The sequence below is a fragment of the Thiobacillus sp. genome (assembly GCF_024708915.1).
Map to the genome: position 1 here is coordinate 1 of NZ_JANJXQ010000002.1, position 18,267 is coordinate 18,267.

An 18,267-nucleotide genomic window follows, 5' to 3' on the forward strand; every position below is an offset into this window, starting at 1 on the left:
CTGTCCAAGCCGTCCGACCTCATCCCCGAACTGCAGGGGCGGCTGCCGATCCGGGTCGAACTGCAGGCGCTCTCGGTGGAAGACTTCGAGCGGATCCTGACTGCCACCGACGCCTGCCTGACGCGCCAGTACGAGGCCTTGCTGGCGACCGAGGGCGTGACCCTCAAGTTCACCGACGACGGCATCCGCCGCATCGCCGAGATTGCCTTCGAAGTGAACGAACGCACCGAAAACATCGGCGCGCGGCGGCTCCATACCGTGATGGAAAAACTGCTGGAAGATATTTCCTTCGACGCCGGGAACATTACCGGCGAATACATCGTCGATGCCGGGTCCGTCACGGACCGCCTCGCTGCGCTGGCCGCGCGCGAAGACCTGGCACGCTACGTTCTGTAATCCCGCGTTTTCAGTATTTCAACTTTTGTTCCGTCACGCACAGTCCGTCTCATGAAACCCGAAACCAGCCCGCCCGCCGCAGTCCGCGGCAACTTTCTCTCGACCCTCCTGTTCGGCAGCCGCTGGCTGCAGGTGCCGCTGTATCTGGGCCTGATCGTCGCACAACTGGTGTACGTCGTGCACTTCATGATCGAACTGAAGCATCTGGTCACCGGCACCTTCGCCCTTTCCGAAGCCGCCATCATGCTCATCGCGCTGGGCCTGATCGATGTGGTGATGATTTCCAACCTGCTCATCATGGTCATCGTCGGCGGCTACGAAACCTTCGTTTCGCGCCTCAACCTCGAAGGCCATCCCGACGAACCCGAGTGGCTTTCGCACGTCAACGCCAACGTGCTCAAGGTCAAACTCGCCACCGCCATCATCGGCATCTCGTCGATCCACCTGCTGAAGACCTTCATCAACGCCGCCAACCTGGATGAAAAAGTCCTGCTGTGGCAGACCGTCATCCACATGGCCTTCATCGTGTCGGCGGTGGCGATTGCGTATATCGACAAGCTGATGCCGAATCCGGAGAAACATTGAAGCAGGCGCCGGCGGAACAGCTGCCGGCGCTCCCGCAACGCTTCACCCCGCCTCCCGCAGCTCGTCCATGATTTCCAGCATGTCTTTTTCCCAGCGCTCGAACAGCGGTTTCAGTTCCGGGTCGGGGAAATAGTCCCGCAGCATTTGCGGATGGCTGGTCACCAGTATGGCTTGATCGCCTTCCGCGAAGATCGTGATATTCAGCGGCAAAAACGGGATCAGGCCGGGTTCCCTTGCCGTTGCCTGCCTCACTTCCTCGTGCTTGCCGAAATACACCACGCGGTACATGTCGCTCTTGAATTCACGACGCTCCAGGTTTTCGTTCACCTGCTGCAGGCGCGTGACCGCATAGCCGCGGGAGGAAATGGCGGATTGCAGCAAGGTCATCGCCTCCGGGAACAGCCGGTTCACGCGCGCCATCATCAGGTCGCCCGCGGCGACGGGCGCGCACAGCAGCGCCGCCAGGCAGACGGCGCTCATCCATTGCAACGGCTTCTTCATAGCGTCGCCTCCTCCATGATCGCGGTGTAACTATCGCTCATCTCATCGCACAGGCGATTAAGCTCGGAATTGTTGAACAGGCGGCTCAGCACCTTGGGATTGACCGACATCACCTGCACCTTGCCGTTCGTCTCCAGGATGGTGACGCGGCAGGGCAGAAACATGCCGACGCGCGGATCGATGGCCAGTGCCTGGTTGAGCATGCTGATATTGCAAAAATAAACGATGACCTGTTTCGGGTTCTCGTTGGCCGGATCGGTCAGCCCATATTCCAGCGTCTGCACCCGGCCATAAAAGAAATTGTTGTTGCTCACCGCCCGCTTGACGTTTTCCACGGTGGTAGCCAGGTCGTAGCTTGAATCCCGGACGATGACCGGGTCTTCCACCTCCAGGATCTGCGCGCTTCCCGGCAACGGCTGTTTTTCGAATCCGCGCACGTAACTGACGATATCGTCGATGTCTTTTTCCTTCAGCCCCTGTTTGAGGAATGAAACCATCGGCGTGCCTTCCCGGCCGCGCATCAGCGTCGCCTTGATCATGGCATCGGAGGCCGCGGCGAGGAAACCCGGGTTGTGCAGCGCAGGCGCCATGATGGGCAGGTCGCGGGGGCGCGAAAACGTGACGCCGGTACCCTTGCTGCCTTCGCCGTCTGCGCCGTGGCACGCCGCGCAGTATTGCGCGAAGAGTTTCTTGCCGTGCACCGGATCGCCCTTCACCCGGCGCGCGGAATACGTGGGGGGCGCGCCCTTGCCCCAGGTGCGCACATGACGAACGATGGCCTCGATTTCAGCCTGGTCGAGCTGGGAAAATGCCGGCATCACCCGCCCCGGTCGACCGTGTCGTATGGTCTTGCGCAAGTAGTCGTCGCTGGCCCCAGCCTGGAAGGCCGGCAGCGCCAGCGGAACGCCGATGCCGCCGGTGCCGTTCTCGCCATGGCAGGCGGCGCAGTTGCGCCCGTAAAGCTTTGCGCCATCCGGCGCCGCCAGGGCAGGAGACGAACCGAACCCGGCCAGCAGGGCTATTACCAGTAGTAGACGCGTCAGCATAATCCTCCCGATCCATCTGAAAACAAACCATGGTTAATTTAGTACATTACTATATTAATATGTATTAAATATTTAAATACCCGGCTGAACGACCGGCGATGGCATAAATATAGCTGATGGATGCGGCTGAACCGGTTCCGGATTGTCGCGCGCCTGCCGGCGACTACGCTACCCGGCCCGCTAATACCGCCATCGACATTACTTATTGGCTGGGCACCCTGCTCCGGCGGAAAATCGCACGATACCTTTTTCTTGTTCGGAGACACCCATGGCCACCCGCGACACCCTCACTCCCAAAGAAGCCCAATGCAGCAGCGGTGCCGAATACGCGGCACTGGCGCTGGAAGCCCTGCAGGAGCCTGCCGATGCAGCCTACGCCAAGGAGTTGATGGACCGGGTGGCGGACGACTGCCAGTTCACCAAGGATCTGGCGGCCTGCGCCATCGTCTACCAGGCATTGGGCGAACAAGGCCGCGCCGAGGAACTGCTGCAAACGGCGGAAGACTACTGCATGAGCGGCGAGGAGCAGGTGGCGCTGGCCGAAGCCAAATTCAAGGTGCTGGGCGACAAGGCCGCGGCAGTGGGCGCGTATGAAAAGGCGCTGAAGGAAACCGGCAACCTCGACCCGTTGATCGACCTGGCGAAGAACGTGATGGCGGTCATCGCCGACAGCGCGTTTGCCAGGAAGGTGCTGGAAAAAGCCGAGGCGAAAATTTCGCGTGCGGTGGAATACAGCAAGCTGGCGGCGGCCTCGGCCGAGCATCTGCTGGACAAGGACTATGCCGCGGCGATTTTCAACAAGGCCGGGGAGAAGCTGTCCAGCGTGCCCGACCTGCTGTCGCTGGCCGGCGAAGTGACCAAGACGCTGGGCGACCCGGCGCGCGCCAAGGCCTTGTACGAGCGCGCATTGGCTGGCGCCACCGACTTCGCCGCCGCGAAGACGCTGATCGAGTCGGCGAAGCAGGCGGGCGATGCCGCATTCATGCAGTCCGCCTTGAAAAAGGCAGGGGATCTCGCGACCGCGACCGGCGATTACATCGAACTCGCCGCAGGTCTGGCGGGCGTGGACGACAAGGCTGGCGCTGCAAGCTTGCTGGACAAGGCCGAAGATGCCGTGGCGGGGCTGGACGAAATGCAGAAGCTGGTCGCCGCCGTCGAAACGCATCTGGCCGACGATGCCGAGCGGCTTGGCCGGGTCAAGGCCAAGCTGGAAAAACGCCAGGCCAACCACGCACGCTACATGGAGTTTCAGCAACTGGAAAAGGATGCTGTCAACGTCAAGCAGTTCCTCGCACTGGCCGACCGCGTGCAGCTGGAACTGGAAGACCCGTTCTATGCCGCCAAGCTGATCGAATCGGCGGAAAAACTGCTCGACGGCACCGGCTACCAGTTCTCGCGCTACAAGCCGGTCCTGCTGGCGGTGGACAAGAACCTGGACGATACCGGCTGGCTGTCCCGCCTGCTCGACCGCGCGGCGGAAAACGCGACCGACTTCATCGCCTTCAAGGATCTGGTGGTTACCGCGGCGCAGCTGAAACACCGTGAACTGGGCGTCTCCAAGGCGCGCGCCTATCTCGCCGCGCGCGAAGCCGCGCTGGCGGCGGACGCCCATGCCACCGTGTACGACACTGCCAAGCTCGCCGAGGCGAGCTTTGCCGCCACCCAGGACGCCGCCGAGGCCAGCCGCCTGCTGGAAGCCGCGCGTGCCCAGGCCGGGGACCACTTCGCGCTGACCCACATCGGCCGGCTGTACGCTTCCATGGGCAACAGCGCCAAGGCGGATGAGCTCTATGCTGCCGCGGCCGCCGCCTGCCCCGATGGCGACGCCTGTATCCAGTTCATCGACCGCCTGAAGGGATTTGCCCTACCGGCCGAAGTGCTGAAGAAATGGTATGCCGAATGCGGCGCCCATCTGAGCAAATCCGCCGACAAGCTGCGCTGGGCCGAAGGAATTACCGATGCGCTGAACGACAAGACCTGGGCCACCGAAGTCTACGCCCAGCTCGCCGGGCAGTTCAGCGGCGCCGATGCCGCGCGTTTCGAGTTCAGCCGCCGCTCGCACGCCGACCTGAGTTTCTACGGTGCCGTGCGCCGCCATTAAGCCCGTCAATACCCCTGAAAACAGCCCGGTTGAACGGGCTGTTTTTATTTGTACACTTGAAGACGGAACGACCGTCGGATGCCGATGTCTTCTGCAGTAGGAGGGAAATCCATCCTCCTGCCCTTGATGCCTTGTTCCGGCATGTGCCCCATTGCGCGAACTGCGCAGCGCGGGCGTGTTCAACTGCCGTTACCCGCTTGTATGAAGCGGTTTACTGGAGTGCCCATGGTCGAAAACCTCTCCGCCCTCATCGATACGGTGCAGAAGAACTGCACCATCGCCGACGCCCGTCACGCGCGCGACATGACGATGTGCACTTTTCTGCTGGAAATGCGCGAGTACTACCGCTGGGAGATGGAGATTCCCTATGGCGCGCGCCTGCCCAGGGACGAACTCGGCGACTGGCTGAACGCGCGTGAAAGCCTGTGGGATGCGGTCGAGGAAGAGGATTTCGCGCCGCTGCCCCTGAATCCCGCCGGGATCGATCCGTTCGCGGCCGACGACATCAACCGCGCGCTGATCCCGCAAGGGCTGGTCTACAGCAGCGGGCTGGGGCATTTCCGCAAGCCGCATTTCGTTCTGGCTGAACTCAAGCGCACCGAGATGCGCGAGGGCATGCAGGTGCTGGTGGCGGGATGCGAATATGCACGCGACCTGATTGCCCCGCCGGCGGCGATGCGCGACGGCGCCATCTTCCTGCGCATGGACGCGGTGCGCCGGCTGCTGTGGAACAAATACGAAGAATGGCAGTGGAAGGAAAAGGACACCGCGCTCGGGCGCGCATTCGCCCACTACGGTTTCGAGCACGACATCGAACGCGGGCTCGACCGCATGGCCGAGGCCGAAGCCGAAGCGATGATCCTGCACGAAATCGGCGAAGCGCGCGCCGAAGCGCTGCTCGGCGAGGACTGGAATACGATGCTCGGCCAGCTGACTTCCAGGCATGCCGAACTGCTGGCGCGCGCGGTGCGCGATCATCTGGCCGACAGCCTGGTGACGCTGCCGACGCTGCTGGAGCGCGAAGCCGTCGGCTCGCTGCATTTTTACCTGGCCAATCTGTCGGGGCTGCGGCGCGCGCTGTTCCCGGCGCTACCGCAGGCGTATGAAAGCTGGCTCGGCACACCCGGTAACGCCGGGTTCGCCGAACTCGTGGCCAGGGCAGGAAGCCACTGGCTGGATACGGCGCGGCAATTGACCGCCGCCTACCATCACGACCCGCTGCAGGGCGACGCGCGCCTCGATGCGCTGGCGGGCGGCGACCTCGCCGGCCTCAAACTCTAGCAGCCTGCCGCTTCAAGCCGGCAGCGCGACCTCCCGCCCCAGCTGCTCGGCAATGCTTTCAAGCAGCTGCTGTTCCTGATACGGCTTGCCCAAGTATACGTTGACGCCGATTTCCAGCGCGTGTTTGCGGTGTTTGTCCGCCGTGCGCGAGGTGATCATGATGATTGGAACCGATTTCATGCGTGCGTCGCTGCGCATCACCCGGGCGAGTTCGAAGCCATCCATGCGCGGCATTTCGACGTCGAGCAGCACCACGTCGGGGAGCTGGTCGTGCATTCTTTCCAGTGCATCGACGCCATCCTTCGCACTGTCGACACGGAAACCTTCGCGGCCGAGCAGACGGGTGGTGATCTTGCGCACGGTGAGCGAGTCGTCGACCACCAGTACCAGCGGCGCCTGCGAGGCAGCGTTGGCCTCCACCGCCTCGGCCGGCGCCGTACGCTCTACCGCAGGTCGCGGCAGACCGGCCCAGCGCAGTGCCAGCGGCACCGGATTGAGGATCAGGATCACCCGCCCGTCGCCGCGTACCGTGGCACCTGCCACGCCGGTGATGCGCGCCATCTGCGGGCCGATGTTCTTGACCACGATTTCGCGCGTGCCCTCGATCGCATCGATCAGCACCGCGGCCTGGCTGGAACCGCTGGCGAGCAGCACCACCGGGTTGTAGCGCTGCACTTCGTGCACCGCTTCGGTATCACCCAGCAGATGCGGCAGATAGGAGAATGGGTAGCGCGCGCCGCGCCACTTCACCTCGCCTGCCGCCATCGCCTGTTCCAGTTCGTGCGGCTTCAGTTCCAGCACCTGCCGCACCAGCGGCGCCGGCAGCGCGTAATCGTGCCTGGCGGCCTGGATCATCACCGCCTGGGTCATCGCCAGAGTGAGCGGCAGGTAGATATTGAAGCAGGTGCCGGCACCGGCGCTAGAGGTGATATCGATGCGGCCGCCGAGGGCGGAAATTTCGCTCTTCACCACGTCCATACCGACGCCACGGCCGGCAACCTGGCTCACGCTCTCGGCAGTGGAGAAACCGGCGGCAAAGATCATCTGCGCCAGCAGGGTTTCGGTCGGTTCGACTCCCGGCAGCAACAGGCCGTTGGCCTCTGCCTTTTCGCGGATACGCGCGTAGTTGAGGCCGGCGCCATCGTCCTTCACGCTGATCAGCATTTCGTTGCCGGTCTGGCGCGCCGACAGCACGATCTCGCCAAACTCCGCCTTGCCGGCGGCGCGGCGCGCCTCCGGCGCTTCGATACCGTGCGCCAGCGCGTTGCGCAGCAGGTGTTCGAGCGGCGCGGTGACTTTCTCCAGCACCGAACGGTCGATTTCCAGATCGCCCCCCTGAATGTCGAGCTGGGCGCGCTTGTCGACGTCGCGTGCGGTCTGGCGTACGGTGCGGTACAAGCGCTCGGCCACCGAATACAGCGGCACCATGCGTACCCGCAGCAGGTCCTGCTGCAGCTCGCGGTTCAGCCGTGTCTGCTGGACCAGTGCGGCGTCGGCTTCGCCGAGGCGCGCCAGCAGGATGTGCTGCACGGTGGAAATGTCGTTGACGCTTTCGGCCAGGAAGCGGGTGACTTCCTGGAACCGGGTGAAGCGGTCGAATTCCAGTGGGTCGAATTCTTCCGCCGCGCCTTGCGTCTGGAAGGTCGCCTGCATTTGCGACTCGGCCTGGATTTCGACTTCGCGGATGTGGCCGCGCAAGCGCACCAGCGCTTCGGACAATTCGTTGACGTGGCGCTTGAACGCAAACACTTCGCTCTCGATCCGCGAGCGCGCGATCGCCACTTCGCCCGCCTGGTTGACCATGCGATCGACCCAGTCGGCGCGCACCCTCAAGGTCAGCGCATTGCCGTCGCGCGTGGCCGGCTGCGCAGGCGCCAGCGGATCAGCCATGGCAGCGGTCGTCACAGCAGCCGTCTCGCCACGCCCGAGCACCGGCTCGACCGGTGCTTCCAGCGGCGCGTCCGTTTCCTCGACAACCGCAGCAAGATCGCCCTGCTTCAGGCGTTCCACCGCATCGTGCAGGCGGTCGAGCTGCGCCTCCAGCGTACCGAAGACCTCGTCACTTGCGGCCAGCTGGCCTTCGATCACGGCGATCACGCGCGACTCCATCACATGGGTCAACTCACCCAGGCGCATCGCACCGACCATGCGCGCACTGCCCTTGATGGTGTGCAGGCTGCGCCGCAGCGCATCGCGCGCGGCTGCTTCGCCGGGCGCAGCCAGCCAGGTGCGCAGCTGCGCGCTGGCATCCGGCACCAGGGTCTCGGCTTCTTCGAGAAAAATCGGCAGTAATTGCACGTCGAGTTCATCGGCAACCTCACGCCGCTCGAACACCGGTGCCGGAATGGCCGGTTTGAAGTCCGGCACCAGCGCGCTGACGTCCAGCAAACCGGGAGCCGGGCCGGCGTGGCTGAGTTCGGCCTCTGCAGCGGCAGCGGTTGCCTCGACAGGCGCAGCCGTACCGGTCGCGACGGCAGGCGCTGCTTCGGGGGCATGCTCCACCCGCATTCCGGCAACCGGCGCTGCGGCCAGCGGCGGAGCCTGCTCGTCTTCCAGCTCGCCCAGCGCCGCAATCAGATCGTGCGCCGTCTCGGGCAATTGCCCGTTTTCAATGGTGGTGATCATGCCGCGCAGACGCGCAACCGTATCCTGCACCAGCGGCAGGTGCGCGGACGGCAGCGGAACCTGCGCAAAACGGTTCCAGTACTGTTCGAGCGCATGCGACAGATCGGACAGTACCGTGATGCTCGCCGTGCCCGCGATGCCGCCCAGGGTATGCACGGCACGGCGCGCATGTTCGCTGATCGCTTTGTCGGCAAGCTCGGCGTGGCGTTCAGCCTCTTCCTGCAGCGCGGCCAGGTGCTGATGCGCTTCGGTCATGAAAATCTCGTACAAACCTGCGGAGAGGCAGACGGACCCGATACAGATATCGTCAGGTACGAGCGATCCAGGCTGGGCGACATCGGCGGCTAGCGGTTCGGCGAATACGGTGGCAGCCGCCGGCTCGCGCGCCACGGCGTATTCGATGACGGCGCCCACTTCCGCAACAGGCATGCCGGTCAAGGCCACTGCCGCTTCGGGTTCGATAACGGGCTCAGTACCGGCACCGGACAGCGGCAGCCATTCGGTTTCGGCGTCAGCCTCGATGTCCAGCTCAGTTGCGATCGCGGCATCGGCTTCAGGGTGCGCGGCGGTTTCAACTGCCGCTGCAACCTCCATCCCGGCGTCATCCCCGGATTCGGCCATCGTTTCGGCTGCCGCCCGGGTTTGCAGCTGCGTCTCGGCCGCGGCCGGAACGGCCTCCAGTGCCTGTCCCTGTGCCACGCGGTCGATCCCGGCCAGCAAAGCGGACACCGGCAGCGCCACGGACTGATTGGCCTGCAACGCGCCCACCCAGTTTTGGAACACGTCACGGGCACGCCCGATCAGGCTCAGCAGATCGCCGTTGGCCGCTTTTTTTGCGGCCAGCCAGCCGTTCATCAACTGTTCAAGACGCCACGCGGTTTCGCCCAGCTCGTTCAAGCCAACCATGCGCCCGCTACCTTTCAAGGTATGGAAACCACGGCGGATAACCGTCTGCGCAGCCTGGTCTTCAGGGTTGCCCTGGCAGGCATCGCTGGCCTCGCCCATGGCCGCCAGCACCTCGTTGGCCTCTTCCAGGAAGATATCCAGTAGTTCCGGCTCGACCCCTTCGGGGAGCGTGACCAGCAGGTGATCTTCGGCGGATGCACTTTCGCTGGTTTCAGGCACAACCGGCTCGACCGCATGCACCGGCGGCGCAATTTCGACGGACTCGACCGGCCGACATTCAAGCGGGGCCGCATCCATTCCCGGATCGACGGGCGTCGGAACGGCTGCTTCACTGGGGTCCGTCTCAGTCTCATCCAGCCTCAGCGGTGTTTCAGTCGCAGCCCGTTGCGGCAACGTCAGGCCGCTCAGGGCGGCGATCCCGGCATCGAGCGCCAGCGGTGCCTCGGCGGCATCGCGGCTGGCGTCGAGCGCAGCACGCGTCTGCTGCTTGAGCGTGGCGTCGTCGATCAGCTCGGCGTCGCGATTCAGCTCGGTCAGGGCATCAAGGAATTTTTTTTTTGCGCCGTCGCCGGGCTGATCGCGCCAGTCCAGATAGCTTGCCCGCACCTCGGCCTTGCGCACGGGCAAACCCGATTCAACCGTGTCGTCGAATGCGCTTTCATCCACACTGCCGGCATCGATCACGCCGAATTCGACCAGGACAGGACGCAGGATTCCGGCTGCATCGGTACGTCCGGAGCAATAGGATTCGATATACAGTCCGAGGCTGGAGAAGGCATCGGCCAGACGTTGCTGCGTCGCCTCGTCGGGATGGCCTTCGCCGGTAAACGGCTGCACGGTGGCCATGGCCGCCGCCAGCAGATTCGCGGCGTCTGGCAGTTCCAGCATGGTCAGCGCGCCTTGCGCCTGCTGCGCCAGCACCGGCAGACTGGTCAGCGCTTCGCGTTCGCCGGCGTCGCGGAAGAAGGCATCCAGCGCTTCCTCCATCTGCTTCAGATTTTGTCCGACTTCCTGTGCCATATGCATCAGCATGTCGCGCTCGGCTTCATGCTGGCTGGCGGATGCCATGACGCTGGTCGGCATCTCGCGGCCTTCGATCAGGGCATTCAGGCGGGCCTGCTGGCCCTCCGCGCGCACCGCAAAATCGGCGTGCAGGAGGTCTTCCTGATCGACGGCATTCTGCATGAACAGCAGCGTGGAAGCGACTTCCAGATTCATCTGCTCGCGCGCCTCGCCGTCGCGCCCGGCAGCGGCAAGGGCCGCCGCCGCCAATTCATCCAGCAAGGGCATCAAGCCGGTGTTTTCGAGCATCTGCGCCTGGGGCTGCATGCGGGCCAGCTGGCCCTGGAACTGCTCCAGCTGTCCGGCATCGCCTTCCACGTAGGCGTGCCAGCTGTCGCGCGCAGCCTTCAAGCCGGCCTGCAGGGCATCCAGCACCGGGCGCATGCGCGCCAGCGCTTCGGGATCCAGCATGCCGCGGCCCGGCAGGTAGCGGTCGAGGCCGAAGGTCGAGCGGACTTCCGCAGCACGGCCATCCAGGGTCTGGCTTTTGGCCACGAAGAACAGCGCATCGCGCAACAGACGTTCGGCGACCTGCGGCGAGCCTTCCATCAGCCGGCGCATTTGCAGGTCGACGCGGGCGAGCAGCTGCTTGACATGGAAATCGGCTTCGACGCCGCGCGCAATCAGGCTGTCGACAAAGCCGACACAGGCCCACCAGAAGGTTTGCGAGGCCTGCGACGGCGCGATGCGTTCGATTGCGGCGAGCGCGTCGCGCATGCGCTGCAGACCCTGCTCTGCCTCGATATTGCGCAGGAAGGCCAGCAGACCGCGCTGGAACAGGCTGCGTGCGGCTTTGACTTCGGCCGCCAGCGCTTCCGGCGTCAGGCTATCGTTGGCGGCCTTGCCCTGTACCCGCGTGCGCATGTCGGGGAAAAACAATTCGCCCTCGAACACCCGCTCGGCACCTTGCAGTTCGCGCAGGCGCTTGTACAAGGGGAACAGCGCCAGCTCGCCGCTGCCGCGCCCGTCGGCCAGATCCTTGACCCAGCGCTGCAGGCCTTCGATGGCATTACGCAGGGCGCGCAGCACTTCGCCGTCGCTCATCAAGCGGTTTTCATTGATGTCGGCCAGACAGGACTCCAGCGCCTTGGCCAGTGTGGCAGCGCCTTCCAGGCCGACCATCTGCAATGCGCCGGTCACCTGGTGTGCATCGTCGCGCGCCAGGCGCAGCGCGTTGGTCAGGTCGGCATCGACGCTGTATGCCTGGATGCGTCCCAAGGCGGCCTGCAGGGCGGCGTCGATGTCTCCACGCACCCAGTTCAGCGGGCCGGTATCGTAGTCGAGTAAGGCACTCATGGTGTGTTGTTCCTGAGGTTGATTGCAGTGGCCCTGGCCAATTTTTTCCGCTTCGCGCTGCGGCCGCTCCGGTCAGGCGAGCTTGAAACCCGCAACCGAATTCTTGAGGTCCTGCGCCAGCTGTTTCATGCCGCCGATCGATTCGGCCGTCTGCTGGGTGCCCGTGCCGGTCTGCGCCGAAATCGCCTTGATGTCCTGCATGGTTTCCGCCACCTTGGCGGTCGACTCCGCCTGGCTCTGCGTGGCAGCCGAGATGTCCGCAATCAGCTCAGCCAGCGTCTTCGACACGCTGCCGATTTCGGCCAGCGTCTGGCCCGCCGCATCGGACAGCTTGGCACCCTCGACCACACCCTGGGTCGAGATTTCCATTGCCGCCACGGTGTCGTGGGTGTCCGACTGAATGGTCTTGACGATCGCCGCGATCTGCTTGGTGGCGTCGGCCGAACGCTCCGCCAGCCGCTGCACCTCCTCCGCCACCACCGAGAAGCCGCGTCCGGCCTCGCCCGCAGACGCCGCCTGAATGGCGGCGTTGAGCGCCAACACGTTGGTCTGTTCGGTAATGTCGGAAATCAGTTCGACGATTTCGCCGATCTCCTGCGACGACTCGCCCAGGCGCTTGATTCGCTTGGACGTTTCCTGGATCTGTTCGCGCAGGCCGTTCATGCTGGCGATGGCGTTGGCCACCGCCTGCTGGCCCTTTTCCGCAGCCGCCAGCGATTGTTCGGCCACGCGGGCGGATTCGGCGGCGTTGCCCGACACCTGTTGCACCGACTGCGCCAGGTTCACCACCGCTGCCGAGGTTTCCTCGATTTCCTCGGTCTGGCGGCGTGCCGCCTGTTGCAGCGAATCGGACACCTGGCCCGCCTGGCTGGCGGCCTGATCCATCTGCAAGGTGGCGTTGTTGATCCCGCGCACCAGGCTGCGCAGTTCTTCCACCGTGTAGTTGATCGAGTCGGCCACCGCGCCGGTGATGTCTTCGGTCACGCTGGCGTTGATGGTGAGGTTGCCTTCGGCCAGCTCGCCCAGTTCGTCCATCAAACGCAGAATCGCTTCCTGGTTGCGGCTGTTTTCCTCTTCGCTCTTGCGTGCCCGCGATTTGGTTTCGTTGATGTTGACCAGCCCCAGCATCACCAGCGAGCCAATCGCCAGCAGGCCGAACAGGGCAGCCAGCAGATAACCGGTTCCGCCGACCGACTGGTAATCCTGCGACAGCCGATCGGTGTCCTGCAGCAGCGTATCGCTGCCGGCGAACAGGTTGTTGGCCGCCATCTTGGCCTGCAACAGCGGTTGCGTGTTGGCGAGCACCGCCCCCACCGACTCCACCATGTCCCCCATGTTGGCGCCCAGGTCTTCCAGGGTCAGCATGCTGTCCTTGTTCTGGCTGGCCGCACCGTCCATCAGCGCCTGCACCGTGTCGCGGAACGAGGTCGTATCCTTTTCCAGCTGCAGCACCACTTCGGGATCGATCAGCTCGGACGACAGCAGCATGTTGGCGTTTTTCGGCAGCCGCTGGCTCAGCATCACCAGGTGATTGGCACGCGACACTTCGCGCACACCGACACCCGCATCGGCCAGCTGGCTGGCGAGATGTTCGGCGACCTCCTGCAGATCGATACTCAGCGCGTTGATACGCTTGATGCTCTCGTTCATCGCCACCAGGTTTTTCTGCTGCGATAAAATCTGCACGACCTGCGGATTGAATTTCTGCCACTGCGCACTGACTTTTTCCAGCGAATCGCGTGCCGCGCCGCGGGTGGCGGGCACATCTTCGTCGCCTTCGGTCAGCCCGGTCAAAGTCGTCTCGAATGCAGCCTTGCCCTCGGCCAGCTTCTTGAAGGCGGTGGCATTTCCCAGCACGGACTGCTGGGCCGTCAGCGGCAGTCGCTGCGACAGCACTTTCAACTCGCCTGCCCGGGCCTCGTAGCCGGTGCGATTGTTGAGCTGGAGCGAGCTATAAATGGTGAAACCGGCCGCCAGCAGCAGCGAGACGATCAAGGTGCCGCCGGTATAGAGATACTGCTTGTCGACGGACAGCTGGCCAATCAATGGCACCTGGCCGGGCTCCTGATCAGCCAGCTTGCGCATCGTCTGCATGATCAGGGTAGTGTGTTCCCCGCCCTTGTTCCTCCCCGTGACCTTGTCCGTCATGCGGCCCGCCAGGCCTTTCAGGCCATTCATCGTTATTGCCATATTCATTGCTTCTACCCCTCCGCTTACCGGCGCCAATGCGCCTTCATTCGATGTGCGATCAGTTGCCGAGCTGCGCTTCGACCTTGAGGAACTCGGCGTTGCCGAGCAATGGTCCGAAATCCATATCGCACCAGCCGGTACCTGCTTCGTCCGCGTACTGGCGGACAGCCCAGGGATGCATCGCAGCCTCGCTGCGCAGCTGATAACGGTTGATATTTTTCAGGCCGAGGGTGCCGCGCACCAGCAGCGCTGCGTTCACGCCAAAATCGTGATGCGGAATCAGCAGACGGCACTCGGCATGATCGGGCGTCACGCCCTGTCCCATGAAATCGGCAAAATCGCTCACCGCGAACAAGTTGCCGCGGATGTTGGCGACGCCACGAAACCAGCGGCACGCGCCGGGCACCTTGACGATGGGCGGCACCGGGATCACTTCCTCGGTGTCGGAGAGGCTCACCAGCCAGTTCACCTCGCCCACCCGGAAGCCCAGGCGGGAGCCGGAATTGTCGCGACTGGCCGCCGCCTGCAACTGTTGCGAAAGCGTGGTCTGAAATTCGCGCAGATTGAATTTCTTGGCCATGTCTGTCCGCTCAGCCGAGCGCCTTGATCTGCGACAGCAGGTCTTCCGGCTTCACCGGTTTCACCAGATAAGCCTTTGCGCCTTGGCGCATGCCCCACACCTTGTCCGTTTCCTGGCCCTTGGTGGTGCACATGATGACCGGGATATGCTTGGTCGCGTCCTCCTTGGAAATCATGCGGGTTGCCTGATAGCCATTCATGCCGGGCATCACGACATCCATCACGATCAGGTCGGGCAGTGTCTGCTTGGCTTGCGCGACGGCCTCTTCGCCGCTTTCGGCCATGCTGACCAGATAGCCGTTCTTGACCAGCAGTTCGGACAGGAAAAAGCGTTCAGTGGGAGAATCGTCCACCACCAGAATTCGGCTGATCGCCATAATTTATGCTCCTTGGAAAACAGTTAAGTCCCGGCACAGGCGTGCTCGCGTACCGCCGTCAGCAACGTGTCCTTGGTAAAAGGCTTGGTCAGATATTCATCTGATCCCACCATGCGGCCACGTGCGCGGTCGAACAGTCCGTCCTTGGACGACAGCATGATGACGGGCGTGGTGCGATACCTGGCGTTGCGCTTGATGAGCGAGCAGGTCTGATAGCCGTCGAGTCGCGGCATCATGATGTCGACGAACACCACATCCGGCTCGTGATCGGTGATTTTGGACAGCGCATCGAAACCGTCCTGCGCCAGGATGACTTCGCAACCGGCCTGATTCAAAAAGATTTCCGCGCTGCGGCGTATGGTGTTGCTGTCATCGATGACCATCACCTTGACGCCTTTCAATGCTTCGTTATCCACACGTTTCTCCAGCAGAATCGTCAGCCGAACGGCACCTGCCATTCACCCTCTGTGGTAAGCATTACGGCATCGATGCAGGCTTCTTTAGCGCCCGCCTTGCCGCGGACAGGTCCATGCCGTCCAGCAAAAAAAGCGCCGCATCGCGACGCTTTTCCGTCCCGCCAGATTCAAGTGGCCGGGTTTACTGCTGCCAGGCTTCCCCGCTGGATTTCTTCTCGACGCCCGCCACGCTGCCCATGATCTCCATGATGGCATTCGGCAGGGACGAGATGCGCATGAACTGTCCCATCCCTACATCCGGGAATGCCAGGGCGATGCGGAAGCGGCCATGTGGCGAGTTCACCTCGTTGTCGACGATATAAATCTCGTAAGGCAGGCCCGCGATGTTGTTCTGCATGTCGATTTTCCTGATCCAGTCACCGTCGTTGTGTTCGGCGTCGTTCATCGCTACGCCGATCACGGCCAGCTTGCGATCCGGCATCACCACCTCGTAGATCTTGGCCGTTTTGCCGGCGCCTTTGGTCAGGTTGTCGCGCACGGTCTTCAGCGCCTCGGCAAAACTGCCGTACTCGGCCAGCTTGTTCTTCGACGAATCCAGGCGTTCCATGCCGATCATGTAGCGGTAATTGACCAGATTCCCCGGGGGCTCGTCCCCTCCCTGCCCCTTGCCCGCGCCCAGCGTGTCCTGCAAGCGCGCTTGCAGGGCTTTGACTGCGGCCTCCCTCTTGTCGAAAGCCTTGCGGAAATAGGCCCGGTACCAGTAATCCGGATTGGTATAGGCGACACTGCCGTCTGCCTTCACCCCCACGCGAATCGCCGCGCCCAGCACGGCAGGACCGCCCACCGCGCCCACTTCATTGAGCATGGCCTCATCGGTGGCGACAACCACCCCGTACCCCGCCAGGGTTTTGGGGAAATATTTGCCGACCACCTTGAATCCCCCGCCCTTGAGCTTGGATTCGACAGCCGCTGCCGCGGTCTGGACACTGCCGCCGGCCACCGGGTCTCCCTGGATATAGGGAGAAACCGCCCACACGCTTGCCGAAAACGCGAGCAAGCCCCATGCCGAAATCCACCGCAAAATCATGACCGTCTCCTTATTTGACATTTATTTCTTATCAATATTTATTGAAACCCAACCCGGCCAGACCACTGCCCCGGCCCCTCGCGGGCCGGCCAGGATTGCATGGCCAAAATACTTGTCCCGTCAACGTTCTAACGCCGCTTCTATGTTTTTCTTGAGCCAGCCCCGGTAAAAAAAAACGGGGCGTCAAAACGCCACCATCTCGAAATCCTCCTTGCGTGCGCCGCAATCCGGGCAGGTCCAGTTGATCGGCACGTCCTCCCAGCGCGTGCCGGGTGGAATCCCGTCATCCGGCGCGCCGGCTTCTTCGCGATAAATCCAGCCGCAAATCAGGCACATCCAGCTTCTGTATTCGGGCGTTTCGGACATGGGAACAAGGGGAATCGGCTAAAATCGAGGCTTGATTTTAAAGCAGTGACGTCATGCCGCCTATTTTCACCCCCAAACCCTCCCCCCCGTTGGTGCTCAGCTTTGCCGCGTCCGACCCCACCGGGGGCGCAGGCATCCAGGCCGATCTGCTGACGCTGGCCAGCATGGGTTGTCATCCGCTGTCGGTGATCACTGCGCTGACCGTGCAGGACACCGCGGGTATCGATGAAATACTGGTGATCGATTCCGAATGGGTCATGGATCAGGCGCGCATGCTGCTGGAAGACGTCCCGGTCGCGGCGTTCAAGCTGGGCATGCTGGGCAGCCCCGAATCGATCGCGGTCATCGCCGAAATCCTTGCCGACTACCCGGATATCCCGGTCATCCTCGACCCGGTGCTGGCGTCCGGACGCGGCGACGAACTCGCCACCGACGACATGATCGCCGCGATGCGCGACATGCTGATCCCGCAAACCACCGTGCTCACCCCCAACAGCCACGAAGCGCGGCGGCTGGCGCTGTTCGAATCGGACGATGACGATATGGATCTCGCCGCCTGCGCCAAGCACCTGATCGACCTGGGCTGCGAATATGTGCTGGTGACCGGCACCCATGAAACCACACCGCGCGTGCTCAACAGCCTGTACAGCGTCGACGGCCACGTGCAGACCGATGCCTGGGACCGCCTGCCCGGCAGCTATCACGGTTCCGGCTGCACCCTCGCCTCGGCCATCGCGGCCACCCTGGCGTATGGCCAGGAGGTGCCGCAGGCGGTGCGCGACGCGCAGAACTTCACCTACGAAACGCTCAAGGCCGCTTTCCGCCCCGGCATGGGGCAATACATCCCCGAGCGTTTCTTCTGGGCGCAGGATGCGCAGACGGAAGGCAATGCCTGACTTCCGCCATGCTTGAATTCCCGGGCGGCATCTATGCCATCACCGCGGCAACCGCCGACACCGAACGGCTGCTGAGCCAGGTCGAGGCCGCGCTCGCAGGCGGCGCAGCGGCCGTGCAATACCGCGACAAATCGGCCGACGTCGCGCGCCGGCATGAGCAGGCAAGCGAACTCGTCGCGCTGTGCCGCCGCTTCGGCGTGCCGCTGATCGTCAACGACGACCTGCGGCTGGCCGACCTGACGGATGCCGACGGTGTGCACCTGGGACGCGACGACGGCAGCCTGCGCGAGGCGCGCATCATTCTCGGCCGCGGCAAGTTCATCGGCACCTCGTGCTACCAAAGCCTCGAACTGGCACAGGCGGCGCAGGCCGTGGGTGTCGACTACGTCGCCTTCGGCAGTTTCTTTCCGTCGTCCACCAAGCCTGCAGCCGCGCGGGCCGATACGGCTTTGCTGCGCGAAGCGGCCCGCGCCCTGTCCGTCCCGATCGTCGCCATCGGCGGCATCACGCCGGCCAATGCGCCCGCTTTGCTGGATGCCGGCGCCGACAGCCTCGCC

At 63.5% G+C, this 18,267-nt stretch carries 14 protein-coding genes and 1 pseudogene; 6 read left to right on the plus strand and 9 right to left on the minus strand.

Annotation, left to right across the window (positions count from 1 at the left end; genetic code table 11):
• Together hslU and Q0L94_RS00065 are read left to right on the plus strand one after the other, a co-directional pair.
• Nucleotides 1–396 (plus strand): annotated as a pseudogene (hslU, locus tag Q0L94_RS00060) (HslU--HslV peptidase ATPase subunit); the annotation flags it as partial.
• A 51-nt stretch (nt 397–447) separates the two neighbouring features.
• Nucleotides 448–981, plus strand: a complete 534-nt coding sequence (locus Q0L94_RS00065) for a TIGR00645 family protein (protein WP_296748895.1) — start codon at nt 448–450, stop codon at nt 979–981.
• Between the two features lie 42 nt (nt 982–1,023).
• Here the strand turns inward: Q0L94_RS00065 and Q0L94_RS00070 are convergent, their stop codons facing one another.
• Complete coding sequence (locus Q0L94_RS00070; RefSeq protein ID WP_296748896.1) at nt 1,024–1,482, minus strand: DUF302 domain-containing protein; 459 nt, start codon at nt 1,480–1,482, stop codon at nt 1,024–1,026.
• Nucleotides 1,479–2,528, minus strand: a complete 1,050-nt coding sequence (locus Q0L94_RS00075; protein WP_296748898.1) for a c-type cytochrome — start codon at nt 2,526–2,528, stop codon at nt 1,479–1,481. The genes Q0L94_RS00070 and Q0L94_RS00075 overlap by 4 nt, the downstream gene beginning before the upstream one ends.
• A 268-nt stretch (nt 2,529–2,796) precedes the next feature.
• Here Q0L94_RS00075 and Q0L94_RS00080 point away from each other — a divergent pair, with 268 nt between their 5' ends.
• Nucleotides 2,797–4,629, plus strand: a complete 1,833-nt coding sequence (locus Q0L94_RS00080) for a hypothetical protein (RefSeq protein WP_296748900.1) — start codon at nt 2,797–2,799, stop codon at nt 4,627–4,629.
• 225 nt (nt 4,630–4,854) lie between these two features.
• The gene (locus Q0L94_RS00085) at nt 4,855–5,910 is read left to right on the plus strand and encodes an Sfum_1244 family protein (protein WP_296748902.1); all 1,056 of its coding nucleotides are present in this window, start codon (nt 4,855–4,857) and stop codon (nt 5,908–5,910) included.
• Nucleotides 5,911–5,922: 12 nt separating this feature from the next.
• Here Q0L94_RS00085 and Q0L94_RS00090 read toward each other — a convergent pair whose 3' ends face one another.
• The 7 genes from Q0L94_RS00090 to Q0L94_RS00120 form a co-directional block, all read right to left on the minus strand.
• The gene (locus Q0L94_RS00090; RefSeq protein WP_296748903.1) at nt 5,923–11,799 is read right to left on the minus strand and encodes an Hpt domain-containing protein; all 5,877 of its coding nucleotides are present in this window, start codon (nt 11,797–11,799) and stop codon (nt 5,923–5,925) included.
• Between the two features lie 72 nt (nt 11,800–11,871).
• Nucleotides 11,872–13,995 carry a methyl-accepting chemotaxis protein gene (locus Q0L94_RS00095; RefSeq protein ID WP_296748905.1) on the minus strand — a complete coding sequence of 708 codons (2,124 nt, stop codon included), beginning with the start codon at nt 13,993–13,995 and terminating at the stop codon, nt 11,872–11,874.
• 52 nt (nt 13,996–14,047) lie between these two features.
• The gene (locus Q0L94_RS00100; protein ID WP_296748907.1) at nt 14,048–14,569 is read right to left on the minus strand and encodes a chemotaxis protein CheW; all 522 of its coding nucleotides are present in this window, start codon (nt 14,567–14,569) and stop codon (nt 14,048–14,050) included.
• A gap of 10 nt (nt 14,570–14,579) precedes the next feature.
• Nucleotides 14,580–14,945, minus strand: a complete 366-nt coding sequence (locus tag Q0L94_RS00105) for a response regulator (protein ID WP_296638877.1) — start codon at nt 14,943–14,945, stop codon at nt 14,580–14,582.
• A gap of 23 nt (nt 14,946–14,968) precedes the next feature.
• Complete coding sequence (gene pilG / locus Q0L94_RS00110; protein WP_296748917.1) at nt 14,969–15,328, minus strand: twitching motility response regulator PilG; 360 nt, start codon at nt 15,326–15,328, stop codon at nt 14,969–14,971.
• A 214-nt stretch (nt 15,329–15,542) separates the two neighbouring features.
• Nucleotides 15,543–16,448 (minus strand): hypothetical protein, encoded by a 906-nt coding sequence (locus Q0L94_RS00115; protein ID WP_296748909.1) that lies wholly within the window; start codon nt 16,446–16,448, stop codon nt 15,543–15,545.
• Nucleotides 16,449–16,631: 183 nt separating this feature from the next.
• Nucleotides 16,632–16,814, minus strand: coding sequence for a rubredoxin (locus Q0L94_RS00120; RefSeq protein ID WP_296748911.1), 183 nt, complete (start codon nt 16,812–16,814; stop codon nt 16,632–16,634).
• A gap of 53 nt (nt 16,815–16,867) precedes the next feature.
• Between Q0L94_RS00120 and Q0L94_RS00125 the strand changes: the two genes are divergently transcribed.
• Complete coding sequence (locus Q0L94_RS00125; protein ID WP_296748913.1) at nt 16,868–17,710, plus strand: hydroxymethylpyrimidine/phosphomethylpyrimidine kinase; 843 nt, start codon at nt 16,868–16,870, stop codon at nt 17,708–17,710.
• An 8-nt stretch (nt 17,711–17,718) separates the two neighbouring features.
• Nucleotides 17,719–18,267, plus strand: a 549-nt coding sequence (gene thiE, locus Q0L94_RS00130; RefSeq protein WP_296748915.1) for a thiamine phosphate synthase, incomplete at its 3' end; no start/stop codon positions are given.

Bases quoted from the DNA above. Each gene is read 5' to 3' on its own strand.
- Q0L94_RS00065 (WP_296748895.1), top strand. From the start codon at position 448: ATGAAACCCGAAACCAGCCCGCCCGCCGCAGTCCGCGGCAACTTTCTC.
- Q0L94_RS00070 (WP_296748896.1), bottom strand. From the start codon at position 1,482: ATGAAGAAGCCGTTGCAATGGATGAGCGCCGTCTGCCTGGCGGCGCTG.
- Q0L94_RS00075 (WP_296748898.1), bottom strand. From the start codon at position 2,528: ATGCTGACGCGTCTACTACTGGTAATAGCCCTGCTGGCCGGGTTCGGT.
- Q0L94_RS00080 (WP_296748900.1), top strand. From the start codon at position 2,797: ATGGCCACCCGCGACACCCTCACTCCCAAAGAAGCCCAATGCAGCAGC.
- Q0L94_RS00085 (WP_296748902.1), top strand. From the start codon at position 4,855: ATGGTCGAAAACCTCTCCGCCCTCATCGATACGGTGCAGAAGAACTGC.
- Q0L94_RS00090 (WP_296748903.1), bottom strand. From the start codon at position 11,799: ATGAGTGCCTTACTCGACTACGATACCGGCCCGCTGAACTGGGTGCGT.
- Q0L94_RS00095 (WP_296748905.1), bottom strand. From the start codon at position 13,995: ATGAATATGGCAATAACGATGAATGGCCTGAAAGGCCTGGCGGGCCGC.
- Q0L94_RS00100 (WP_296748907.1), bottom strand. From the start codon at position 14,569: ATGGCCAAGAAATTCAATCTGCGCGAATTTCAGACCACGCTTTCGCAA.
- Q0L94_RS00105 (WP_296638877.1), bottom strand. From the start codon at position 14,945: ATGGCGATCAGCCGAATTCTGGTGGTGGACGATTCTCCCACTGAACGC.
- pilG (WP_296748917.1), bottom strand. From the start codon at position 15,328: ATGGTCATCGATGACAGCAACACCATACGCCGCAGCGCGGAAATCTTT.
- Q0L94_RS00115 (WP_296748909.1), bottom strand. From the start codon at position 16,448: ATGATTTTGCGGTGGATTTCGGCATGGGGCTTGCTCGCGTTTTCGGCA.
- Q0L94_RS00120 (WP_296748911.1), bottom strand. From the start codon at position 16,814: ATGTCCGAAACGCCCGAATACAGAAGCTGGATGTGCCTGATTTGCGGC.
- Q0L94_RS00125 (WP_296748913.1), top strand. From the start codon at position 16,868: ATGCCGCCTATTTTCACCCCCAAACCCTCCCCCCCGTTGGTGCTCAGC.